This window comes from Haloferax chudinovii (genome assembly GCF_042663345.1).
GTDB classification, from domain to species: Archaea; Halobacteriota; Halobacteria; order Halobacteriales; family Haloferacaceae; genus Haloferax; species Haloferax chudinovii.
In genome coordinates, this window is the sequence record NZ_JBHTAB010000003.1 from 197,696 (window position 1) to 220,572 (window position 22,877).

At 52.3% G+C, this 22,877-nt stretch carries 17 protein-coding genes and 1 pseudogene; 7 read left to right on the forward strand and 11 right to left on the reverse strand.

Annotated features, from left to right (window positions below; translation table 11 throughout):
• Nucleotides 1–55: 55 nt before the first annotated feature.
• Entirely contained in the window at nt 56–1,024 is a 969-nt protein-coding gene (locus tag ACFQI8_RS08530; protein WP_390243939.1) for a DUF368 domain-containing protein, read from the reverse strand.
• A 117-nt stretch (nt 1,025–1,141) separates the two neighbouring features.
• Here ACFQI8_RS08530 and aglM point away from each other — a divergent pair, with 117 nt between their 5' ends.
• On the forward strand, nt 1,142–2,434 hold the full coding sequence (aglM, locus tag ACFQI8_RS08535; RefSeq protein ID WP_390243940.1) for a UDP-glucose 6-dehydrogenase AglM: 1,293 nt from the start codon (nt 1,142–1,144) through the stop codon (nt 2,432–2,434).
• A 172-nt stretch (nt 2,435–2,606) separates the two neighbouring features.
• On the opposite strand, the gene ACFQI8_RS08540 is transcribed toward aglM, so the two are convergent.
• Nucleotides 2,607–5,741 (reverse strand): oligosaccharyl transferase, archaeosortase A system-associated, encoded by a 3,135-nt coding sequence (locus ACFQI8_RS08540; protein ID WP_390243941.1) that lies wholly within the window; start codon nt 5,739–5,741, stop codon nt 2,607–2,609.
• Nucleotides 5,742–5,857: 116 nt separating this feature from the next.
• Here ACFQI8_RS08540 and aglG point away from each other — a divergent pair, with 116 nt between their 5' ends.
• Nucleotides 5,858–6,799, forward strand: coding sequence for a glucosyl-dolichyl phosphate glucuronosyltransferase (gene aglG, locus ACFQI8_RS08545; protein WP_390243942.1), 942 nt, complete (start codon nt 5,858–5,860; stop codon nt 6,797–6,799).
• A 15-nt stretch (nt 6,800–6,814) separates the two neighbouring features.
• Here aglG and aglF read toward each other — a convergent pair whose 3' ends face one another.
• The 6 genes from aglF to ACFQI8_RS08575 all read right to left on the reverse strand — a co-directional run bounded on the left by aglF (nt 6,815) and on the right by ACFQI8_RS08575 (nt 13,121).
• Nucleotides 6,815–7,528, reverse strand: a complete 714-nt coding sequence (gene aglF / locus ACFQI8_RS08550; RefSeq protein WP_390243943.1) for a UTP--glucose-1-phosphate uridylyltransferase AglF — start codon at nt 7,526–7,528, stop codon at nt 6,815–6,817.
• Nucleotides 7,529–7,623: 95 nt separating this feature from the next.
• The gene (locus ACFQI8_RS08555) at nt 7,624–9,060 is read right to left on the reverse strand and encodes a flippase (RefSeq protein WP_390243944.1); all 1,437 of its coding nucleotides are present in this window, start codon (nt 9,058–9,060) and stop codon (nt 7,624–7,626) included.
• Between the two features lie 158 nt (nt 9,061–9,218).
• Nucleotides 9,219–9,656 (reverse strand): acyltransferase, encoded by a 438-nt coding sequence (locus ACFQI8_RS08560; RefSeq protein WP_390243945.1) that lies wholly within the window; start codon nt 9,654–9,656, stop codon nt 9,219–9,221.
• Nucleotides 9,657–9,957: 301 nt separating this feature from the next.
• Nucleotides 9,958–10,698, reverse strand: a complete 741-nt coding sequence (locus ACFQI8_RS08565; RefSeq protein ID WP_390243946.1) for an alkaline phosphatase family protein — start codon at nt 10,696–10,698, stop codon at nt 9,958–9,960.
• A gap of 338 nt (nt 10,699–11,036) precedes the next feature.
• Nucleotides 11,037–11,987, reverse strand: coding sequence for a glycosyltransferase (locus ACFQI8_RS08570; protein WP_390243947.1), 951 nt, complete (start codon nt 11,985–11,987; stop codon nt 11,037–11,039).
• A 147-nt stretch (nt 11,988–12,134) separates the two neighbouring features.
• A complete protein-coding gene (locus tag ACFQI8_RS08575; RefSeq protein ID WP_390243948.1) occupies nt 12,135–13,121 on the reverse strand; it encodes an SDR family oxidoreductase in 987 nt (328 codons plus the stop codon).
• Between the two features lie 246 nt (nt 13,122–13,367).
• Between ACFQI8_RS08575 and kdsB the strand changes: the two genes are divergently transcribed.
• The 4 genes from kdsB to ACFQI8_RS08595 all read left to right on the forward strand — a co-directional run bounded on the left by kdsB (nt 13,368) and on the right by ACFQI8_RS08595 (nt 17,621).
• Entirely contained in the window at nt 13,368–14,531 is a 1,164-nt protein-coding gene (gene kdsB / locus ACFQI8_RS08580; protein WP_390243949.1) for a 3-deoxy-manno-octulosonate cytidylyltransferase, read from the forward strand.
• A 9-nt stretch (nt 14,532–14,540) separates the two neighbouring features.
• On the forward strand, nt 14,541–15,356 hold the full coding sequence (gene kdsA / locus ACFQI8_RS08585) for a 3-deoxy-8-phosphooctulonate synthase (RefSeq protein ID WP_390243950.1): 816 nt from the start codon (nt 14,541–14,543) through the stop codon (nt 15,354–15,356).
• Entirely contained in the window at nt 15,337–16,308 is a 972-nt protein-coding gene (locus ACFQI8_RS08590; RefSeq protein ID WP_390243951.1) for a KpsF/GutQ family sugar-phosphate isomerase, read from the forward strand. The genes kdsA and ACFQI8_RS08590 overlap by 20 nt, the downstream gene beginning before the upstream one ends.
• Nucleotides 16,309–16,376: 68 nt before the next feature.
• The gene (locus ACFQI8_RS08595) at nt 16,377–17,621 is read left to right on the forward strand and encodes a polysaccharide pyruvyl transferase family protein (RefSeq protein ID WP_390243952.1); all 1,245 of its coding nucleotides are present in this window, start codon (nt 16,377–16,379) and stop codon (nt 17,619–17,621) included.
• A 114-nt stretch (nt 17,622–17,735) separates the two neighbouring features.
• Here ACFQI8_RS08595 and ACFQI8_RS08600 read toward each other — a convergent pair whose 3' ends face one another.
• Complete coding sequence (locus ACFQI8_RS08600) at nt 17,736–19,193, reverse strand: sulfatase family protein (protein WP_390243953.1); 1,458 nt, start codon at nt 19,191–19,193, stop codon at nt 17,736–17,738.
• Between the two features lie 77 nt (nt 19,194–19,270).
• On the opposite strand from ACFQI8_RS08600, the pseudogene ACFQI8_RS08605 reads away from it, so the two are divergent.
• A pseudogene (locus tag ACFQI8_RS08605) lies at nt 19,271–19,618 on the forward strand (IS6 family transposase); the annotation flags it as partial.
• Nucleotides 19,619–19,756: 138 nt separating this feature from the next.
• Here ACFQI8_RS08605 and ACFQI8_RS08610 read toward each other — a convergent pair.
• Together ACFQI8_RS08610 and ACFQI8_RS08615 are read right to left on the reverse strand one after the other, a co-directional pair.
• Nucleotides 19,757–21,121, reverse strand: a complete 1,365-nt coding sequence (locus ACFQI8_RS08610; protein ID WP_390243954.1) for a glycosyltransferase family protein — start codon at nt 21,119–21,121, stop codon at nt 19,757–19,759.
• Nucleotides 21,122–21,975: 854 nt separating this feature from the next.
• Nucleotides 21,976–22,653 (reverse strand): IS6 family transposase, encoded by a 678-nt coding sequence (locus ACFQI8_RS08615; RefSeq protein WP_390243955.1) that lies wholly within the window; start codon nt 22,651–22,653, stop codon nt 21,976–21,978.
• Nucleotides 22,654–22,877: the final 224 nt, after the last annotated feature.

Sequence of the window (22,877 nt, forward strand, 5' to 3'; positions counted from 1 at the left end):
GAGCGTCGTAGCCCCCGTCAGTCGCCCGCCGTGTCGCGCCGCCACGACGCGCCGCTCACGACTCGATAACGCCGGTGTAGCGGTCGACGAGCAGGACGACCGCCGCGCCGACGACTGCGGCCACGGCGAACGCGGCGTAGAGTTCGGTCGTCCACGACCGCCCCGCGTCGACGAGCGCGGCGGTGCTCTCTACCACCGGGGCGCGGAGCGCCCCGACGATGAGGCTCACGAGGAACGCCAGCGTCGCCCGGCGGTAGTGTTCGAGCGCCCAGCGGACGACGTGCGCGATGGTGAACAGGCCGACGACGGCTCCGAGCATGAACGTGACGACGACCGTGCCCGACTCGACGACGACCGACGGCGGCGCGCCGCCGGCGACGTCGAGGAGGCTGTCGATGAACGCGTTGAGCGCCGCGTTCATGTACTCGTACTGCCCGAGAATCAACAGGAGAAGCGACCCGGAGACGCCGGGGAGAATCATCGCGCTGACGGCGATTCCGCCGGCGACCGCAATCGCTGGCGGCGAGTGCCCGAACGCGCCGCCGCTCCCGCCCGAGGCGACGAACGCGAGGCCGAACCCGACGACGGCCGCCGCGATTTGACGCGGGCCGTCGAGCGACACTTGGGCATAGAGGACGACCGCCGACGCGGCGATGAGCCCGAAGAAGAAGCCGTAGGTGGGCACCGGCGCGTCGGTGAGCGCGATGTGGAGCACGCGCATCACGGACACGATGGCGGTGGCGATACCCGCGCCGAGCGCGAGCAGGAAGCCGATGTCGATTTCGCGCATCGCCGCGACCGCGTCGGCTCGGCCTCCGGGGACGACGACGCCGAGGACGCGTTTGATGCGGCCGGGCGTGATGGCCGTCACCGCGCCGATGAGCCGTTCGTAAATCCCCGTGATGAGCGCGATTGTTCCGCCCGAGACGCCCGGAACGGCGTCGGCGGCACCCATACAGACGCCTTTCAGGTAGATGAGAAGCCACGAGAAACGGGCTGTCGACCCGTCTGAGTTCCTCGACATTTCGTTGTCGGATGCTCTCTCGGCGAGGATATCAGTCCACCGTTCGACGTTGCGGCGCGCTCGGGTGTGAACCGTACTCGGAAAGAATCAAAGCTCACGGCGTGCACAGCTCTGTCAATGAAGCTCAGCATCATCGGTAGCGGGTACGTCGGCACGACGGTCGCGGCCTGCTTCGCGGAGCTCGGCCACCACGTCGTCAACGTCGACATCGACGACGATATCGTTCGGGCGTTGAACGAGGGCCGGTGCCCGATTCACGAGCCCGGTCTGGCCGAACTCGTCGAACGGCACGCGGGAGACCGACTCCGAGCGACGACCGACTACGACGAGATTCTCGACACGGAGGCCACCTTCCTCGCCCTGCCGACGCCGTCGAACGACGACGGCAGTATCGACCTCGGCGCGATGAAGGCCGCGGCGACGTCGCTCGGCGAGACGCTGGCGCGGAAAGACGGCCCGCACCTCGTCGTCACCAAGAGCACGGTCGTCCCGACGACGACGGTCGACGTCATCGGACCGCGAATCGAGGAGGCGTCGGGGAAACGTGTCGGCGAAGGGTTCGATATCGCGATGAATCCCGAGTTCCTCCGCGAAGGCACCGCCGTCGACGACTTCCTCGCGCCGGACAAGATTGTCCTCGGCGCACAGACCGACCGCGCGTACGAGCAGTTAGACGAACTGTTCGCCCCGCTCGTCGAACGCGCCGGGAACCCGCCGGTCGTCAAGACCGGCATCAGCGAGGCCGAGATGATAAAGTACGCCAACAACGCCTTCCTCGCGTCGAAAATCAGCCTCGCCAACGACCTCGCGAACATCTGTAAGGAGTTCGGCGTCGACTCCGCGGAGGTGTTGGAGACTATCGGCCTCGACTCCCGTATCGGGTCGGCGTTCCTCGGTGCGGGTCTCGGATGGGGCGGGTCGTGCTTCCCGAAGGACACGGCCGCCATCATCGCCGCCGCCCGCGGTCGGGGCTACGAACCACGTCTGTTGCAGGCCGCCGTCGACGTCAACGACGGCCAACCGGAGCGACTGCTCGACCTCCTCCGAGAGCGAATCGACCTCGGCGGCAAGCGCGTCGCCGTGCTCGGGCTCGCGTTCAAGCCCGGCACCGACGACGTCCGGACGTCGCGGGCGACGTTACTCATCAGTTCCCTCCTCGACGCCGGAGCCGGCGTCGTCGGCTACGACCCCGTCGCAACCGAGAACATGCGCGAGCGATTCCCCGACATCGAGTACGCCGACTCGGCCGCCGACGCGCTCGCGGGCGCCGACGCGGCGCTCGTCGCGACCGACTGGGACGAGTTCGCGGCGCTCGACGACGAGTTCGACGCCATGCGCTCGCCCATCGTCATCGACGGCCGCCGCATCGTAACCCGACGCGAGGGCATCGACTACGAGTCGCTCGTCTAAGGCTCTCCCACGAGTCGCTCTCTGAATCGGTCTCACGAGCCGACCGTCTGCGTCGGCTCCGAAGGCTACTCTCGAACGGATTCTTCGGTGTGTGTTCAGCTAACCGACGGTCGGTTCGAAAATCGACCTCACAGAAGACGAGAAAAAGCCGTCGGCGTCGCCGTTCGTTCCGTTACGGAGCGACCGCGACCGCGCCGGCATCGACTGACGCCGAGACGGAGGCCGACGTCGACTCGTTCGTCTGCGAGTCGTCCGATGCGGAGTCTCCGGGCAGGTTGAGTTCCTGTTCGTTCCGTTCGAGGGTGACCTGCACGGCACCGTCTTCGGCACCGTTGACGAGGCCCTCCCCGACGGTGACGTTCTCTGCCTGGTAGCTGACGATGGTGTTGTTCCCGGCGACGGAGGTCGGCCCGGTGAACGCGTAGCCGCCCGTCGCGCGGACGCTGACGTTCGTGTAGCCGTTGTCCGGGCCGTACTCGTCGTAGCCGGTCGTGGAGTACGGGAGCGTCATCGCGAACTCACCGTCGGCGTCGGCCTGCGCCTGCTGTGTGTAGGTGAAGTTCGTGCCCGTGGTCAGGTCGCGCATCTGGACGCGCGCGGTCACCGTCGCGTTGGCCGGGGCACCGCTGCCTTCGACCGTCGCGCCGGGGACACGCTCGAACGTCTTGACCCACGATGGGTTGTTGGGGACGAGCGTCTGTGGCTGGATGCCGTAGGTGTTGCCCTCCCTGACGATGGAGTTCTGGTAGGACCCCGAGCGGAGCGCCGAGCTGTTCGAGGACTTCACGAGACGGTAGTGTTCGAGTGCCGAAACGCGCTCCTCGGGGAACGTGCCGAGACCGCCGATCTGTGAGGTCGGGTCGCTCGCGACGTACTCCTCGGCGGCGCTCATGTTGTCGAACACTCTGACCGCCTGCCCGTCCGAGGGCGTCACTTTGAACGTCACCGAGCCGTCGGCGGACGTGCGTTCTTCCCAGTCGACGACGACCGGCGACGCATCGCGAGCGCTGCCGTGGTACGCGTAGAGCCGAACCATCAGGCTCTCGTAGTAGCGTTGGTCTTTGACGTTCGATGCGGCGGCGATAGTCGTCTGCCCGTTCTGTTCTTGTAGGCGGTACATCGGACTGTAGAAGTCCGACGTAGAGACGTTCGACTCGTCGTAGAAGACGGTCGGCGCGCTGAACTTCGAGTCGGTCGAAGCCATCTGCCAGTCGACCATGACGTAGCGGGTCTGATCGCCTTCGCCGTCGTCACCCATCGAGGTGAGCACCGATTCAGCCTGCTGTTCGTCTTCGGCGAGGAGGTAGTTCGCTGCCTCGGTGGCACCACCTTGGAACGGGTTCGCGTTCGGGATGCGCTCGCCGAGGACGGTAATCCAGTGACCGTAGTCCCACCAGGACATAACGCCGTACGAACCGTCCGGATAGTCGAAATCGTCTGCGTACTCGTACGTTCCGTAGTACTCCATCCGGTTCGACGCGCCGCCGAACTCGCCTTCCGCGGGTGTGTTGTTCTGCATCCAGGAGAGGCTCCCGTCCCACTGCGTGACGGTCCCTGGGCCGGTCTGGGACGCTTGCATGGCGGTTTGAGACACGCCGCCGTTACCGAGTTGGATCGGGATGATGAGGACGGGCGTGAGGATGAGGAGGACGGCAATCACGACCGCTGCGACCTGTCCATACGAGACGTCCTCGAGGCGATCGACAGTCGCGAGGCCGATGAAGTCGATTCTGAGGGCCTCTCGGAGGAGGTAGGCGTTCATCACCGCGACGACCACCGCGAGGTAGTAGTTGAAACGAACCTGCGTGAACGCTGCCGAAGTGATGATCGCTGCCCACACGAGGACGAACAGCTGTTCGCTCTCGTAGTCGGCTTGCATCAACGCGCCCACGATGAGTGCGGTGACGATGGTCAGACTGACGAGCGACGATTCGACGCCGAGGGCACTCCCGATCCCTGCCGGAAGCGCCGGTATCAAGAAGAGTACTCCGATGAGGGCAAGGCTCCCGATGACGTAGCCGATCTTCCGCGAGTTCCCACCCTTGACAAGTGGTTTAGCGACGAGCCAAACTGCTGCGAGAGCACCTGTGAAGAAGGTGAAACCGTACTCCGACATGATACGGCCGACAGCAGTTTGACCGCTTGATTGGAGGACGTTTGCTGCGAGGAACGGTTGGGCTTCACTGATGGTTCGGGTCGCAGCACCGGCGCTGAACCCGACCGTGCGGAGGAAGTTGCGTGCAATCGAATCGAAAACACTCGGGAGGGCGAGAGAGAACAGCACTATTCCGACAAGCATGGTTCCGCCAACCACTGCAGGATAGTACCGATCGTCGACGCCGCTCGATTCCCACCACCGGGCGAGTGCAGCGAGGAACACAGCACCGAGGGCTACACCGAGTGAGAACACTGGTTGCAGGAAGCTGAAGCCGGTCACACCGAATCCCGACTCCTCAATTGGGATAAACATCAACATGCCAGTGACTGCCATCGAGACAGCACCGACGAACGCAGCATGTTCGGGTGACCGACCGCGGACGTAGTCGGAGACCATCTTCAGGACCAAGAAGAGGCCAAAGATACCGACGAGAAGGATTCCCGGTGGCCACGACCACATGTATATGGCCGTTGCGACGCCGGCGAGTACGGACCATTTCAGGGGTTCACGGAGCGCATCGAGGTCACGTGCCTCAACGAGTTCCCAGACGGGTTTCTCTCTTTCCGCAACCGTCAGAGCGATCATGATCGCCAAGACACCAAATCCCATGAAGAACGGTTCTGCGATATTGTGATCTGCGAACCCGACGAGTCCACGTTGGAGGAATGCTCCTGGGAGAAGCATCAGAATAATTGCACCAAAGAGACCACCGAGGCGACCACCGAGACGTTTCCCGATAAGGTAGGCTGGGATAACGGTTAACGCACCGAAGACAGCCGGAGCTACCAAGAGCGTCTTAGCCACAAGATCTGAAGACGGGCTTCCCAGACCGACGACGAGCGCGGCGGTCGCGATGATTTGGTCGTAAATTGTCCCGAACTGGCCTGCGGTCCGGCCGAACGGGAATTCAGTCCACGGATCGAACGGCATCGTGGTGGGCCAGTTCCGGACGGTGTATTCCACCTGACGAAGATGATACCAGGCGTCGTTTCCTGAGAAGAATACCGAGCCCCCTCGAATGAACGCGTCATAACTGCGGAGGCGTATCCACAGCATGACGAGGATAATAGTCGAGAGGACTGGTATGTGATACCAGTCGCGAGCGAGATCCGCTATGGAGGGCGAATACTCTGTTTGCTCGTCGCTCATTGTGAGCAACAACCGCCAAGCCGTTCATAAGCCTTGTGATAGTCTGTGTCTGTAGAAATAGCTAGTCACATATCGAAGGACAATGCTTATTCGTGACTCCTCGGTAACCCCGACTTATGAAAGTCTCCGTCGTGGTCTGTACGTACTCGATGGAACGGTACGAGTCGTTCTCCGAGACTGTCGAGAGTGTCCTCGAACAGACCTACGAACCCCTCGAAATCGTCATCGTTGTCGATGGAAACGAAGAGGTGTTCGCCCGCGTGCAAGATGACTTCGGTGACATCGACGATGTCGTTATCCACTGCAACGACGAGAATCAAGGTATCTCTTATAGTCGAACAAAGGGGGCAGAAATCGCCTCCGGTGAAATTGTTGCAATGATCGATGACGACGCGACGGCGGAACCCGACTGGATAGAGAAACTCATCCAGACCTACGAGGAAACACCTGAAGCTGTCGCTGTCGGTGGTCACGTCGTTCCAGACTGGGTCGCCCAAAAACCCGACTTTTTCCCTGAAGAGTTCTACTGGCTCGTCGGCTGTGACGAACGTGGATTCGGCGAACATATGGAGGAGATTCGGAACACCTACGGCTCGAATATCTCGTTCAAGCGCGACATTTTTCTCGAAGTAGGCGGCTACGACACGAACACCGGTCGAAAAGGTGATAAACACGTACAGGCACACGAAGCACCTGTCTGTATCCGTATCCACGAGCAGACGGGCAAACGCGTTATCTACAATAAGAAAGCGCGCGTAAACCACAAACTCTTCGAGTATCGAACTAAGTTCGACTGGCTCGTCTTTCGTTCGTTCTGGCAGGGCTACTCGAAGCGTGTGATGGACTTGTTGTACCCGCAAGCATCAGATGACAAAAACGAGTATCTGAAGGACTTGATGCTCGTCTATGTCGTTAACCGACTCAAAAATCTCGTCAAAGAGCCATCGATGGCGAAAGCCCAACAGCTAATTGCTATCTTCGTATTCACTGCGGCGGTTGGATTTGGTTACGTGTACGGTCTATTGACGCCGAACCTTGTGGAGAAGACAAACGCATAGCGTACCTGTTTCAGATTACTCCGATTGGAGACGCCGTTCTGCCTCTTCTCGGTCTTCTGGATAGCCGATGTCCATCCGCCAGCCGTCGATACGAATCGCGTCAATCGTTCTCCCAGAGCGAATGAGCAGGTCGATTGCTTCACTGATCTCGTACTCGCCACGGTTCGAAGGCTGAACTAGGTGACACGCGTAGAAGATTGCAGGGGTAAACGTGTAGAACCCAGTCATCACGAGATTCGACGGCGCTTCTTCGGGTTTCTCGATAACCTCTGTGATCTCACCGTAATCGTTGGTTACGCAGACGCCGTAGCGGGAGGCTTCGTCCCACTCCACCTCTTCGACGAGGAACGCAGCATCTGCGCGATCCTCACGCTGTCGCTTGACAACGTCGCTCAAGTTGGCGTTAAAGATGTTGTCGCCGAGCATAAGCATGAAATCTTCATCAACATGGTCTTCCACAGTTAGGAGGGCGTGTGCAAGACCCTTCTGTTCACGCTGGTGGGAATAGGTGATGGGAACTCCACGGTACTCGTCGTCGTAGTGGCTGATGATAACCTCTTTTTTATATCCGACGACGACAACGAGCTTCTCCGCTCCGAGTTCGACTAATTGGTCAAAACAATGTGTGAGGATGGGTTTGCCGTCGACTTCAACCATTCCCTTAGGCTTGCTTTCGGTGAGAGGCCGAAGGCGAGTCCCTTTGCCAGCGGCGAGAACGACTGCTTGCATATACAGAGCATATTATCAAGCATACTAATAGGTTCTCTGCTGAGGCGAGCGGAGACAATTAATTTTATTGATTTATCTCTGCCGAATGGATGTTCCTAATGGACGAATGGGACTTTGAACGGTAGATTCGAATCTACTGTTTTACGGAAATCCCGTGATATGGCCAACAACGTCAAGAAGTACACCAGTGCCCCAGCTATTATGAGGATAACTAGCCTCCCAGTCGGTCTATCCACAATATGTGTGGTCACCAACACATCCTGTAAGGCGATGACGACAACCGACATCAAGAGTCCCGAACCAACTTGGTAAACGATTTCATTAATTGGCACTCCAAATTCGAGTAAATTTGTGAGGGCTTGGAAAGCGAGTACCACGCCCAACGATGCTGAGAGGACGGTTGCAGCTGCTGCACCGGCCCAACCGACGATGGGTATTAGCAAGACGTTCAGAACGACATTTGTTAAGATGAATACAATATTGATATTGAAGGAAATCTTTGGACGATCTAGGGCATCAATTGCGTTCGTAAGCTGCGTTTGATATCCGTAGATAACCGTCGCCAAAATCAACAAGCTGAGAACTGTTGTTCCTTGGACGAACTCTGGGCCGTATATCTGCAGTATTTGATCGCCGAGAACCATTCCACCAAATAATCCTGGGATAGAGACAAATCCGCTATACCGGAGCGAATCTGACACGAGCTTTCCGGCGATTTGTTCGTCATTTTCGACCTTCGCTTTACTGATTTCTGGGAAGAGTGCAGAACGTAAGGAACTGTCGAAAACCGCCATGAACTTGGATATCCCCCATGCGACTGAATATATCCCGACGAACGTCGAAGATGTCAATGCACCTAGGACAATAATGTCTACATCGTTGTACGTCCTTGCTTTTAATGTTCCAAGCCAAGAGAATTTAGCATAGTTATACATACTCTTGAAATGACGCTTCTTCGGAATTTCAAATTTGGACGAGATATAGGCAAACCCGATAATCCCTGTGGCGATCCCCGCGATGAGATATCCTGCAAGCATCCCCACGAGTTGAAAGCCGTACAACACCAGAAAAATTTGCACGGCACTCCGGATCCCCGTACGCAGTGGTACGAGTATTCCGGAGATATGTACCTGACGTTCACCTTCTAGAACGGCACTTACAAATACATAGATGAGATTGGCAACCAGTAGCGCTGCCGCGAACAGCGCAACGTTCTCTCCGACGTAGTTATTTATCTGAGTTTGAAAAACGAGTATCAACAGAATTCCAAGTGATCCGACAAAAACCAACGTTATACCTCCAGCAGTGAAATATTGATTTGGGTCGGTAGCTTCGCTAATTCGCTTCTTTACAGCAGTAGAAAAACTACGCCCTCCGAGTTCAATCCACGCAACGAGCGAGACTACCAACGCATAATATCCTAACACATCAGGTCCGAGAGTACGTGCAAAGTAGATGGTTGCTACGAACCCCAACAGTGAGGCGACTAATTTTGAGACAAAGAATATAAACGACGTTTGACCGATTCGCATACTATTCTACTCAGTGTGAACGCCGTTTAGAAGTGTCCATTAATTCTTCGAGGTTTTGATGTGCGACAGAAGTCTCACACTGACGTTTCGGTGAGGGTGTTGTATTTGGTGGATACCGGGTGGACCACCTACCGATCTTAGTAGGGTCTTCGCGGACATTACTGTTTCAAACGGGATTTAATCACTCTCGCTGGACTCCCGACGGCAACTGAATACGCCGGAACCGATTCAGTGACAACGCTGCCTGCACCGATAACTGAACCTTCACCAATCGTCACTCCGTCCAAGATTTGACAGCCTGCACCGATCCAGACATCGTCTCCTATTACGATACCCTCCCTGGTTTCACCTTGCTTGTAGATGTACGTGTCAGGATCGTCAAAGATGTGATTTGCGGGAACAATCGTCGTGTGGGCAGCAATACGCACACCGTCCCCAATCTCGAGTCCTCCTTGGCCATATAGGATTGTATAGGGGTTTACTGTGCAATTGTCTCCAATCGAAATATGCCCACCGTAGGTGATTAACTTTACTCCCGACCGGAGTTTACACTTTTTGCCGACGGTGATGTCGGTACCTTTGAACTCAGCACCCATCGAAACTTTCGAACTCCGATGGATGTTGACTCCCAGTAGTGAGATTAATTGCGTCCAAGCGTATGGCACCGCGTAATCCAGAGATTTTCTAAGCAGTGCTCTCACACCGTGTCGATGAACAATTTCCATTACTCGGCGCAGTTTATCCATTAGTTTTGGCTCGCCTCGTGAGTCGTCAGTACGTATCGGGTAGCCCTTACAGCTTCTTACTTGTCCACATGGATGTGACGGCAAATAAGTCGTCAAGACGAACCGATGTTCAACGAATGTCCGTGCAGAAACAAGCAGACATCGCCTTGGTTCAAACGTATCCAAGGTCTTGAAGTCTGTCAGTGACGACTGTATCTTCTACGGAACTCTCGGAAGATTGAGGTCTCTCAGCCTTGATTTTCCTCCGTGTCCCATCGTCGTGGACGTTCCAAGGAACAGTCACGAGCTCGTCCGTGTATATCCCTATTGGATGTCCCCACTCCTTGATCGGAATCGGCGATGCTCGTTCACCAATCATGTTTCCATGGTCAGAGGTAACGACAACTCGACCGTCAATTTCATCTAACAACTCCTGTACTGCTGGAAGTGCTCTCCTGAGTGTATCTCGGTACGCTTCCCAGACTTTGTCCGGTGACACCTCGTACCGACCACGAATCAGTTGGTCCCAGAGATCAAATTTCCCACGTTCTTTCCAGTTCGTTCCCCTGTTAATGTCCGATTCAAAGAATGGGTAATGTGGTTGCATGTAGTGGACGATGTGGCGTTTGTTTGGATAGTCCTGATGGGCCTCAATCGCCGCATCGGTCATGTCTTCTGGAGGAATAGTCCCTAAGTCATCATTCCATCGATTAGAGTTCCATACGTTACTCACCGCGTGAAATTCGGCATCAATCTCGTCACGGCGCTTTTCGAGTTGCGGTGAGCCGTTCGTGTACACGACATCGTGGAGTGTCCGTCCGTCGAAATTCCCGCGAATGAACTGAGATGTGTGCGACCCTCGAGATTCTCGCTTTTCGATTGGTCCCGAGAAGGTGCTCTCCTCGCAGAACATATCGTACCTGCAGGCGTCGAGAATGATTAGAGTGTCCCAATCTTCGTCAAGGACAGATGTTCCATCGTGATTGTAGTCGAACCCTTTTCGAACACCGTAATAAATACGATTCGCTTCTCGAAACACGAGTGACGGACTTTCGAGACCCCACTTGATCCCTTTCCGAATTTGCGAAAGTGAGTACATCTCTTTGAAGTGTAACCGCTACTTCTCCGATTCCAACTGACCTTAGGTAAGTGCTTCCATGTATGTGGTTTCAGTGACTACCAAACTCGGGGGGTGAGAACTGTGCGACGAACCCGATAGCCAGAGACGAATGGGTTGTTTCACTCTACCCGTTAGTTGAGGACACGTCTATAGATCTCGATTAATTGGTCCCCAATCCGGTCCCAACTCACTTCTCTCACGTTCTCACGACCATTCGATCGTGCTCCGGATTCAAGAACCGTTCGCAACAAGTGGACGAGCTCTTTTTTCGTCGTTCCAACTCCTGACGGGGTCACCCCGTCTAACCGTTCTCTCACATCACCGACATCTGTGGACACGACGGGGACGTTACACGCGAGTGCCTCTTTGACAGTGTTCGGTGACCCCTCATGGTCTGACGTGACCAGTACTGCGTTGGCAGCATTGAGATAGTATACGACTTCGTTGTGTGGGATTCCAGAAATAGTTTGAAGCTGTATCTCTCTGCTAAATTCGTTTTGGCAATCTTCGACGACTGACTGTGCAAGTGGGTAATTTTTTCGTTTATACTCTGGTGAGTACGGAAACAAAATATATATCCCGTCGATATCCCACCCCACCCGCTTTCGGGCTTCTTCTCTGTCGATTTGGTGAAACCGCTCCATATCGATTCCGCTTGGGATAATGTGTGCATCGTTCCGACCCAGCAGATCGCGCATCTCTTTACTTCGGACAGTCACAGCATCACACCGCCAAGCACACGTCTTCGTCACGAATCCGTCGAACCCGATTACGTCCGAACCCCACAGGGTTAGGACGACCGGAAGGCTAAATTGCGTGACTGCAAATGGTGCTGTTAACCCATAGTTCGCGTGAATGAGGTCAAACCCTCCTCGACGGAGTTGTCGTCTTACTTTCGGAAAGTACTGCAGATACTCTTTGAGACCCCGTTTCACCCCCATATCTCCGTCTATTTGATCCTGACCAGGAACCGGAAGAACCGTACACTCAACTCCCTTCTCTTCTAAGACATCTATCTGGTATTGAAAGAAAATCTCTTCCGAAGTTACTAAATGAAGGATACTCAGCCCGTTGTTGCTCATCGTGGTGCAGAATATCGGTCCCGACGTGGTTTATCTTGTGGTGAATACGGTGTATCGTCGTCCTGACTCTTAATCCGGAATGGGTTTATTCTGATGATATATTCGTTGATGAGTTCTGACTCAGACACGTGGTTTCGAACCCACTGATTAAGACTGTCGAACGAGCGCGTCGTACCAATCAACGTTGTTTCGATACCAGTCCGCGAACAGGCGTGCCCCTTCTTTGATTGAGACGGTTGGTTCGTATCCAAGGAGTTCGTTCGCCTTTCTAATATCGGCGTGGGTGTGTCTTGTATCCCCATCTCGCGAACTTTCGTATCTGATGTCGATGTCGGGGTTAATCTCGTCTCGAATGAACTTGGCGAGTTCGTTGATCGTGATTCGGTCGCCGCTGCCTATGTTAAGGACGATTCCATCGGCGTTGTCTAATTCCAACAGACGTGCATTGGCGTCGACAATATCTTCTACGTAGGTGAAGTCCCGCGTCTGTGACCCGTCGCCGAAAATTATCGGTGGTTCTCCATGAATGCATCGAGATACAAAATTTGTGAACGCCATGTTTGGTCGCATCCGTGGCCCATAGACTGTGAAATAGCGGAGTGAGACCGTTGGAACTCCGTACACTTCGTGATAAACTCTCGTGTAGTGTTCCGCTGCTAATTTCGAAGCCCCGTATGGGCTAACTGGCTCTGTCGGGTGTTCCTCATCGTACGGCAACGCCTTCGGCTTCCCGTATACAGACGACGAACTTGCGTTGACAAACCGAGTGAGTTCCGTATCCCGTGCGGCTTCGAGCAAGTTCATCGTTCCTGTAACGTTTATCTCGTGTACCTTTGTTGGGTTTCTCACACTAGTTCGAACGCCTGCCTGCGCTGCTTGGTGAAAGATAGCATCGGTATCTGATACCAATTTTCCAACGAGGTCAGTATCTAGGACACTCCCTTCGATGAACGTGTAGCTTCCGTTCGTCTGTTCAGCACTACGCTCAGCCACCTTGCGGTTCTGTCTCTTAAGTTCGAGATTGTAGAAGGGGTCCAAAACATCGAGAGCGACCACATCGTGACCTTCGTTGACGAAGTATTCAGCCAAATGGCTGCCAATAAATCCTGAACCTCCTGTCACGAGTATCTGCATAGTATGTCCGTGGCCGCCGCCGAGATAAAAACTCTACCCATTCTAAATCACAGTCAATAATAGATTCGTTGCGCGAACCTGGAATAAATTGACCAGGTTCAGAAGTACTATACTAACCAAACTAGTTATTTAGATCCATTTAGATTAATCGGTTCTGTATCACTGGTTACTCTCTCTGTGACTATACTGGAGAACTACATTGTTTGACCGATACATTTTCACGATCCGAGTTTGGACTGGTTCACAATGAACCGACTCGTTGTACTCGATGTTGACGGTGTCCTCACCGATGGAAGAATCAATATTGGTCAATCAGGTGAAATTTTCAAATCTTTCGACGTCAAAGACGGCTATGGAATAAGCCAATGGATTTCCTCCGGTGGTGATATTGCGTTTCTCACCGGTCGAAGTTCTGAATTATTAGAACAACGTGCAAGTGAACTTGGTGTTAAAACCGTCGTCCAAGGTGTGAGTGACAAGGAATCTAAGATCTCTGAGTTGGCTGACGAATTTGGAATCTCTCTTGATGACGTCGTCTTTATGACCGATGAACAAGGTGACGTGGGGGCGATGGATCAAGCGGGTATCTCTGCAGCGCCTGCTGATGCAGTCTCAGAGGTTAGGGAACTCGCTGATATCGTTACGACTGCAAACGGTGGTGACGGTGCAGTGCGTGAGCTATTAGACACGCTCAGAGTAGACGATACTCCTGTACTTGGTGTTATCCCTGCGCGATATGCCTCTACTCGTTTCCCAGGAAAGCCTCTTGTAAAGGTTGGTGGAAAACGGATGATTCAGCGCGTGTACGAACAGGTGCAGAAAGCAGATTCGATCGACCAAATTGTGGTCGCTACCGATGATAACCGAATTGTAGAGGCTGTGGAATCGTTTGGTGGGTCTGCGAGGATGACTTCCTCAGACCACGGAAGCGGGACTGATCGCGTCAGAGAAGTTGCCGCGAACGTGGATGCAGGGATTGTCGTCAATATTCAGGGTGACGAACCACTTATTTCTCCCCAAGTCATCGATGCAACGGTTGAGGCACTCCGGTCGAACCCGGTTGGCATTGCGACGCCCATTACGGCTATCGAGTCAGAGTCAGAACTAACAAATGAGAACACCGTGAAAGTCGTCGTCGATTGCTCAGGTCGTGCACTCTTCTTCTCACGGTCAAAAATCCCATCACGTGCAACCGTCGACGAAGCGTGGAAGCACGTTGGACTGTACGCATTTACTAAACAGCAGCTCCTCACGTACACAGAACTGGAGTCCTCTCTCGAATCTCAAGAAGATCTTGAACAACTCCGTTTGTTGGAGAATGGTTACGACGTTCAGACCGTGGAAGTCGAATACCTTGGTGCAGAAGTGAATGTCCCGGAAGATATTCAACGCGTGGAAAAATATCTTTGAGATAAGTCGATGAAAATTGATATTGGTGATTTCACTGCCTCGAATGACGATCCGCTGGTCTTGATTGGTGGCCCGTGTGCACTGGAATCAGAAGAGATTGCGCTTGAAGTTGGCCGGGAACTCAAAAGAATAACAAACGAATTGGGAATCGGGTACGTGTTCAAATCCTCGTTCGACAAGGCGAACCGAAGCTCTGTCGAATCGTACAGAGGGCCTGGTCTGGAAAAGGGATTGGAAATCCTCGATAGTGTTCGGTCAGAACTTGACGTCCCTGTATTGACCGACATTCACACATCAGAACAGGCACAACCGGTGTCTGAAGTCGTCGACGTGATTCAAATTCCTGCATTTTTATGTCGGCAGACGGACCTGATCGTCGAAGCAGCACGAACGGGCGTTCCGCTCAACATCAAAAAGGGGCAGTTCCTCTCAGCCGAAGGGATGACCAACGTTGTTGAGAAAGCCAAATCAAAGGGGAACGAGGACGTGATGCTCTGTGAACGCGGTGCGATGTTTGGATACAACAACCTCGTCGCAGACATGCGAAACCTCGAAGTGATGAAACAGACTGGTCAGCCGGTCGTCTTCGACGCTACACACTCAGTCCAACGGCCGGGTTCCCGTGGAGACTCAACTGGAGGGAACAGAGAGTTCGCTTTCCCACTTGCACGGGCCGCGACAGCAGTCGGTATTGCCGGACTGTTCATGGAAGCACATCCAGAACCAGAATCGGCGAAAAGTGACTCGGCGACCCAGATTCCACTCGAGGATGCCGAGAAAACGCTTCGGGCAGTCAAAGCCATCGATGAGCAAGTCAAAAACTGAAATGGAACGACTCGTTGTTGAGACGCTTCGTACCCAAAGTACCGCGTTAACGAAACTCGCTGACTCTGACTCCCTTTCGGACATTGTGGGCGCTGCTAATGTCATTCACGATAGTGGTGGCCGCGTCATTGTGACCGGTATTGGGAAGTCTGGTGATATCTCGAAGAAAATCACATCAACATTGACCAGTATTGGTCAGCCATCGTTCTTTATCCACCCTGTAGAAGCACAACACGGTGACTTGGCAGTTATCTCCGAGGATGACGTCGTTATTCTGATTTCGAACAGTGGGAACACGTCTGAAGTCGTCGATTTGGCATACTTTGCGAACTCGTTTGAGGCGACGACCATCGCAATCACGTCGGATCCAGAGTCCGAGTTAGGCCAGTTGGCAGACGTTCATATCGACACGAAAGTGGATGAAGAGGGTGCGTTCGTTGACCTCGTTCCGATGACGAGTACGACGGTAACGATGGCAATTGGAGACGCCATCGCCAACATAGTCATGTGCCTCAGTAACTTCGACGAGGAACAGTTTGCGAATTTCCACCCTGGAGGCACTATCGGGAAACGACTGCTCCTCACCGTCGAAGATGTGATGAGTGACGACATTGACTCGGTCTCGGAATCTCACTCTCTTGTCGAGACAATTTATAAGATGAGTGAGGGTGGCAAAGGAATCGCAGTCATCACCGACAAAAACGGTGGAGTTGAGGGTGTAATCACCGACGGTGACCTTCGTCGACTCATTGAGACTGGTTTCGACTTCCACGATACGACTGCTGGGGAAGTCATGACGAGTGACCCAATTTCGGTTAGTCCATCCGACTCTGTCGTGACTGCGTTGCAACTTCTAGAAGATCGGAGTATCACACAACTCGTGGTTGAGCGCGATGGCAAATTCGACGGAATCCTCCATATTCACGATTTAATGAGCGAAGGGATTAAATAACGAGATATTAACCCCTGACCGACCTACGTAACAAAATAGTTTTTATTGCTGTATGGTGATTCCAGGGTATGGATGTACTTTTCGTATCAGACACTTCTCGTGAAGAAAATTGGGGTTCTCAGGCGACTACCGCAGCACTGAGAAGTGCTTTGAAAAAGTCAAATTATACAATATCTGATACGATTTTCCTAGATGAGATATCAAACTCACGTCCAAGGATTCGGATCCCGAATCTGGTGACTGTTTTTCGGTCGGTGTACCGTTTGGGAATCTTTGGAATTAATCGCGGATTCAGGACGTCTCACAATCGTGGCAGAGTTATGTTTCCGCAAGAGTGGTTTGATAACATTCCGACAACGGCATCAGAACTCGATTCGATTGTCAAGAAAGCAGTTAGTGGTAAACGGCACAAAGAACTCGTTGATCGAATTACTGCTGTTGACCACGTTGTGATAAATGGAGAAGGTAGTATCCACGGGTGCCAACGACAGGCACGCTTTTTGCTCTACATCGGCTACCTCTCTTCGGAGTTGGGGAAGCCAACCCACCTAGTCAATCACTCAGTCGAACTGGACGACCCGGTCGTCGAACACATCGCAAAAAAAGCTTATCCAAAGTTTGATACTGTCGCCTTCCGCGAACCTGTGTCTCTTCGTCATTTTCCTGACAAGGTTGAGGTTCAATCTGTACTTTCAGCTGATGCGGCATTTCTCTTCGAACCGACCCGAAACCGGCGGGATGTAATTAATGCAATCTCTAGTGGAGCGATTCCTACCTTGGGCGACCCAGAAATTGATCTTGACCCAAGCGACCCATATGTAGCAGTCGGTGGCAGTTCGGCGTTCAATCTCAAACCCTCGTTTGACCCCAGTGAAGATATCGGAGATATCGTCGAACAGCTTGATCAAGCAACACAAGTTATTCTAACGAGCTCAGCCCGCGCTGACGAACAGTTTTTACAGCAGATTAGCAAGTCACATGATATTCCATTGGTTCCAGTGGATGCATCATACAAAGCCGCTATCGACCTCATCGGAAATGCCTCTGCGTATGTAGGTGGTCGATGGCATCCTAGTATATTCGCCGCGAGAGGTGGTGCAACACTAGTTCTGTTTGGCGGAAACACGCATAAGATACAGGGTTTACTTGAACATTTGGATCTGAACCAGCCCGTTTACAATCCATTTAATCTTTCCAAAGATACAAATGAAATAATATGCCGTGCACTTGATGGGGTGGAACGAGAGAAAAATGACGAAGTAGCTGAAAAAGCTTCTAAAGTTTCTGAACTAGTCAATGAAAATGTTCCTTGAGACTGTCTGAGTATGATGCCTGTTTCTATCAGACTGGTTGAATATCTTAACGTGCGTTTCCATATCCGAAAGTTTTGGGCTATCGATGTGAAACGCTGTTTCGGTCTTATTTCGTTACCTGTATCCAAGATTCTGCAAATGACTGATGGTTGATTCCTTTAATTCGACCGATTCTTCACTGGGTCTCTGGAACTCTTCACCCAGAGTTGAAAGAAGTTCTTTGTGATACTCCGCAGGATTTTCTTCGTCGATCAGTGTCTCTCCCTCAGATAGGTCGTAGAGTTCTCGTTCACCGTTAGAATAGTATATATATTTCGTCTTGTGGTCTCGGATACATTTTTTTCCGGCGTCAAAGTATTCTTTCCGCTCCGGACTCATATATTCCTTATTGTAGTTCAGACTAATGTCTCGTTCACCAATTTCCCCAAATACGTAGGAACGCTCATCACTGTCGAAGATTGATTCTCCGTCAAGTAACGACGGAGACTCTACGTCAGTCAAATCACAGATTGTCGGAAATAAATCGACAAGTGAGCACAGATCATTCCTCACTTCCGATCGTATTCCCTTGCCCGAGACAATTAGCGGTACGTGTAAGAGCTCATCGAACAAAAAATTATTGTGGTACACTAAGCCGTGTTCTCCAAGGAGTTCTCCATGGTCCGCAGTGAAGATAATGGCTGTATCGTCAGCAACATCCAGCTTTTTGAATTCTTCGATAAACCAACCAAACTGTTCGTCTAAGTATGCTAACTCTGCTGTGTACCATCTCTTCCAGATCTCTATTTCGTTCTTATTTAACCAGTTGGAATCTGCGAGATAACGGTCGATACTGTCGCTGAAATTCCAAATCTTCTCAAGATCGACATCTGAGTCGTCAAACCTTCCTACTCCCTGCCCGAGTTCTTGTCGGATCTTTTCTATAAACTGGTATTTAGAGCGTGAGAGTTTCGACGTCGCCTCTTCCATGAAGGGTCTCGGTGCTCGGTATGGTGAGTGGCACCCAGTGAGATTCATCATCAAAAAAAATGGCTGGTCAAGTTCATCAGACATCGCATCAAGCGCATATTCAAACTTCAACCGCCCATAGTTGTCTGGACCATTAGTTATTGCCCTTAGTGTATGGCGTCCGATTCGCGGATCTAAAATGCATTCCTTTAGTCCGTCAAATGTGAATAACAGTTCAAGTTCATCGTAGAATTCGACAAATTCGTCAAATCCTCGATCGTAACCATAATCTGACCCTGCTTTTGCTGGCCCCGGAATAGCGTACGTATCGAAACCGTGCTTTCCTAACCACTCCGCAACGGTGGGCACATCATCCCGTAACGGGGGTTGTGGAGTATCACAAGCGACTCCGTGGTTACTTGGATACAGCCCTGTGAACATTGTTGCATGTGATGATGCACTTTCTGGGGCTGTCGCAAAGGCTTGCTTAAAGAGAACACTATCTTCCGCAAATGAATCTAGGTTCGGTGTTTCCTTCTCTGCGTCGCTGTTGATACACGACAGATAGTCTGCCCTCAATGTGTCAAAAATTATCAATAAGACGTTATCCAAATGACATTCCATAGGTAATAGTCCCTACCCAGGCTTAAAAATCTAAGAGGCAAATGTTCTCTGAATATGGAATGGTTCGGTCGTCGCGCTGGTTATGTTTAGTTAATCCTGACATAAACGAGTTGCTCCATTTCCGACTCTTTTCGACGACAACAACCGCATTAACTGAGATTTTCCTGCGAGAACTCCGCCAGAAACACGATGTCGAATCTGCCGTGTTTCTCGTCGATGGCGCTCAACATCTCCACACTGCACTGGCCAGAGCTAGTCTCCGATTTCAAACTACGCGACATGGAAATCGGAACGCCATCGAACGAATTTTTCGAGAACTCAAGCGCCATACATCTTCGTTCTCGAACTGTTTCAGCCACGTTGAGCCCCAAACTGCCGAAAATTGGCTCCAAGCATTTGCCGCGTGGTTCAATGCCCCAAACTAAACACTACCGTCGCACTAGCCCAAACTAATTTAATTGGTGAGGGTACTCTCCTGAATCAAACTACTACAATCCAATTCTTGAAGGAGTGAATTGACCTCCAATATGAGAGATCATCAACTGTACCGTCTGTATGTGGGTTCAACCAATGCACTGCAGAAGGCGAGACACCGAATCTCCGACGCGAACTAACTCTCTTCCATTCTCTGTTTCTACCGGGCGTGATTCTAATGCGTCCAATAAATCGTCTTCCAGTCCGCGTAATGACTGAGAGAAGTAGACGTTCTTAGTGGGGCCGATCTCTTGTAACCCTCGTTCTGATATATCGACAACGACGCTTGGTGTGCCAAAAACGTTCGCCTCTATGAATGCTGTCGACGTGTCGGTCACTGCGACCTTCGATCGAACCAGTGCCGTATCAATGTCGTCGAATTCACAGACGTAGTTCGCTATCCCCCGATCTTCGTACCATTCGACACTTTCGCGGGGATGAAGTTTTACTGCGAGTTCGAGATCGCGCTCGGCGCAGATCGCTACGAGCATCTCGACCATTTTCTCATACTGTGTGAGTTTCGATTCGAGTACGGCATGTGATTGGCTGATAAACAGAACGTCGATGTCTTTCGAACTCTCTTGTTGGTTCATCGAAGCTAGGCTGTCGTACCAAGGGCTACCGGTTACAACGACAGTAGAGTCTGGATGAGCGAGTCGTTTGAAGTTCTCTTTCCACGCGTCACCCCAGACGAAGTACGTAAGGGGAACGTAGTACGGAACCGATGCCTTGAGGTCGATATCTCGCTGTCCATCTTCGATCCCCGGCCACGTTTGTTCGGGGTAGGCAACCTGCGTTCCGTGTTGATACACGTAGACGTTCTCTTTGCTTGTCGATTCAAGAAAGTAAGGCATCGGTTTCAATGTATGTATCTTCGGTTCTCCAAGCGTCACTGGCTCAATACTGTGGTATTTAACGTACTCTAGTATGATTAGGTTGAACACAAAGACAAAAGTACGCCTATCGATATTTTCCGTTGAGAGTTCTGTCCACAAGTAGTATGTGTCTCTGAAACTTTTAATTGGGATATTGAAAAGCGTTCGTAGGCTGATTGTTCCGTGGAGTTGTTTGTGGGAGACTGTTTCAGCGATCCCGCGCCATTCGTCGATTCTTCCTTCACCGCTTGGCGAGCACAAAAACAGAACATCCTCTCCCTTTGCTTCGAGTTCTTTGGCGACCTCAACTAGGGTGTACGAACGGTACTCACTCGTTGACGTAATCGAAATAATGTGGCCGTATTGAGAGGGTGAGAAGGTATCGCTAGTCAACGATGTTGTCACTCTTTGGTAAATGAGATACCCAAAAATAGCCGGTAGAAACAGTACCGTACGGAGAAACGGGAGGGTGTTCTCCTCAGGAACTACTTCATCATTTTCATTGGCAAAAAGTCCACGATACCCCGCGAAGAGAAATGGATTCTCTGCGAATTCTTGTCCGAGTTCTTCCGTCTTCATAGTGTGAGTATTGGCGTAGTCGCGTTGATGAATTCAAACATAGCCGAGATATTGGAATTAGCCACTGGTTACCGTGATATCAACCACATCCATATTCAATTTGGGTGGTTCTTCGGTGACAGTCCTTTGGTTATCCTTTAACGCTCCATGAGACGGTGGCCAACACCTTAGTAGACCTCTGATTGGACATCGATACTTTTTCTAGAGATTCAGTACGGATCTTTCATCACTTGTAGTTTCTCTTATCTGGATCTGGAGAAACATTAGACGGCGTCGGTTATGAACTGTTAGAACTTGGAAATAAATCGGGGAATCAGCGATGGGCTATCCTGAAGATCCCCGTTTCAGGACAAAAGTAATCACGTCACTAAGGTGCTGTCGGTGATTAAGACGAAGTTGCTGCCCCAGAAGGGTGTGGCGGTTTCGCTGACTACGACCTCGTATCGCTACTCTGTTTGTGGATTTATCTTTTGATAAATTGTTCCGAACTGACGTGGATCTGCCGATCGAAATAACGCACTGTCGAGAGATTGGATTCAAGAGTGGAAATTTCTGCTCTGTTGAATAGCGGTGAGTAGACAGACGATCAGAATGTGAATCGGCTTGTGAGCGGGTGAGCATCGTGGTCCCACAATCGCTGTTGATTCATCCCAGTTCGGACGTCGCTATTCAGCAGAGCAGAAATTTCGATGACGAACTGACTTGGTTGAGGCACTTGATAGGTTTTCGATGAAACTCTGTCAAATGTTGCTCTGCTCTCGTTGGGGCTGCACGGCCTCTCGGATCACGCCATCATCGACGCCTGGTTTTAACCAACTATAGTAATCTCCAGAAGTATCTACTCACGGCACTGTCTAGTTAACCTCTTGAGCTGGCGGTCGTCCGTCGAGCGATTGATGCGGTCGCTGATAGTTATAGTAGTGAACGAACATTGCAAGCCACTGGCGGACGCTCAGCCGACTGCCCACCCATGAATTGTGGAAACGGTCGACTCTCATTTTGAACGTCTGAAACCACTTTTCAATCAGGTTTCGGTCTGTGTAGTCGACCCGACCGTTCAACCTTAATCGAGAGAAGGCAGTCCGATATCCGAAGGCATCAGCCAGAAACACCGTCTCTGAACAGTCGTGTTTCTCACAGACTCCGTGGAGAAATGCAGCTGCTGGATCAGTTCCATGACGCTTGAACAGCGCAACGTCAAGAATCACTTTTGTGTCAAGGTCTATTGCAGCGTACAACCAAGACCACTTCCCATTGATTTTGACAGCGGTCTCGTCGACTGCGACCCGCCTCGGCGTCGCCTTCGGCGGGTCTGAAACGCTGTCAGACAGTCGATGTACCCACTGAAAAACTGCTTGAAACGAGCGTTCCACGCCGAGTAGCTGGAGAATCGCTTCTGTCTCTCTGAGTGAAAGACCGGCAGCATGGAGCCGGACGGCGAACGCCCTGACGGGCGTCGCCGTCCGCTCGCGCTGCCAACATTCAAGCGTAGCTGTGTCCAAACTCTCGCTGAGCAGGTCTTTGAGCAGCATAGGAAACTAGCTCTTCGACCTGTTCATCCCTTAACTAGACGGTGCCCTACTCACAGTTGTCTCTGTATTACTGAGAGTCGGCGTGATACGACCGTTTCCGGCTGGTGGACCCGCAAAGACTTCCAGATTCTACTATAGTTGCGACCCACACACGGCATATTGGCGGTAGTCATGGATCGATAACTGCCCACGTGAGAAGCACTCGTAGGAAACCTCCCTGACTG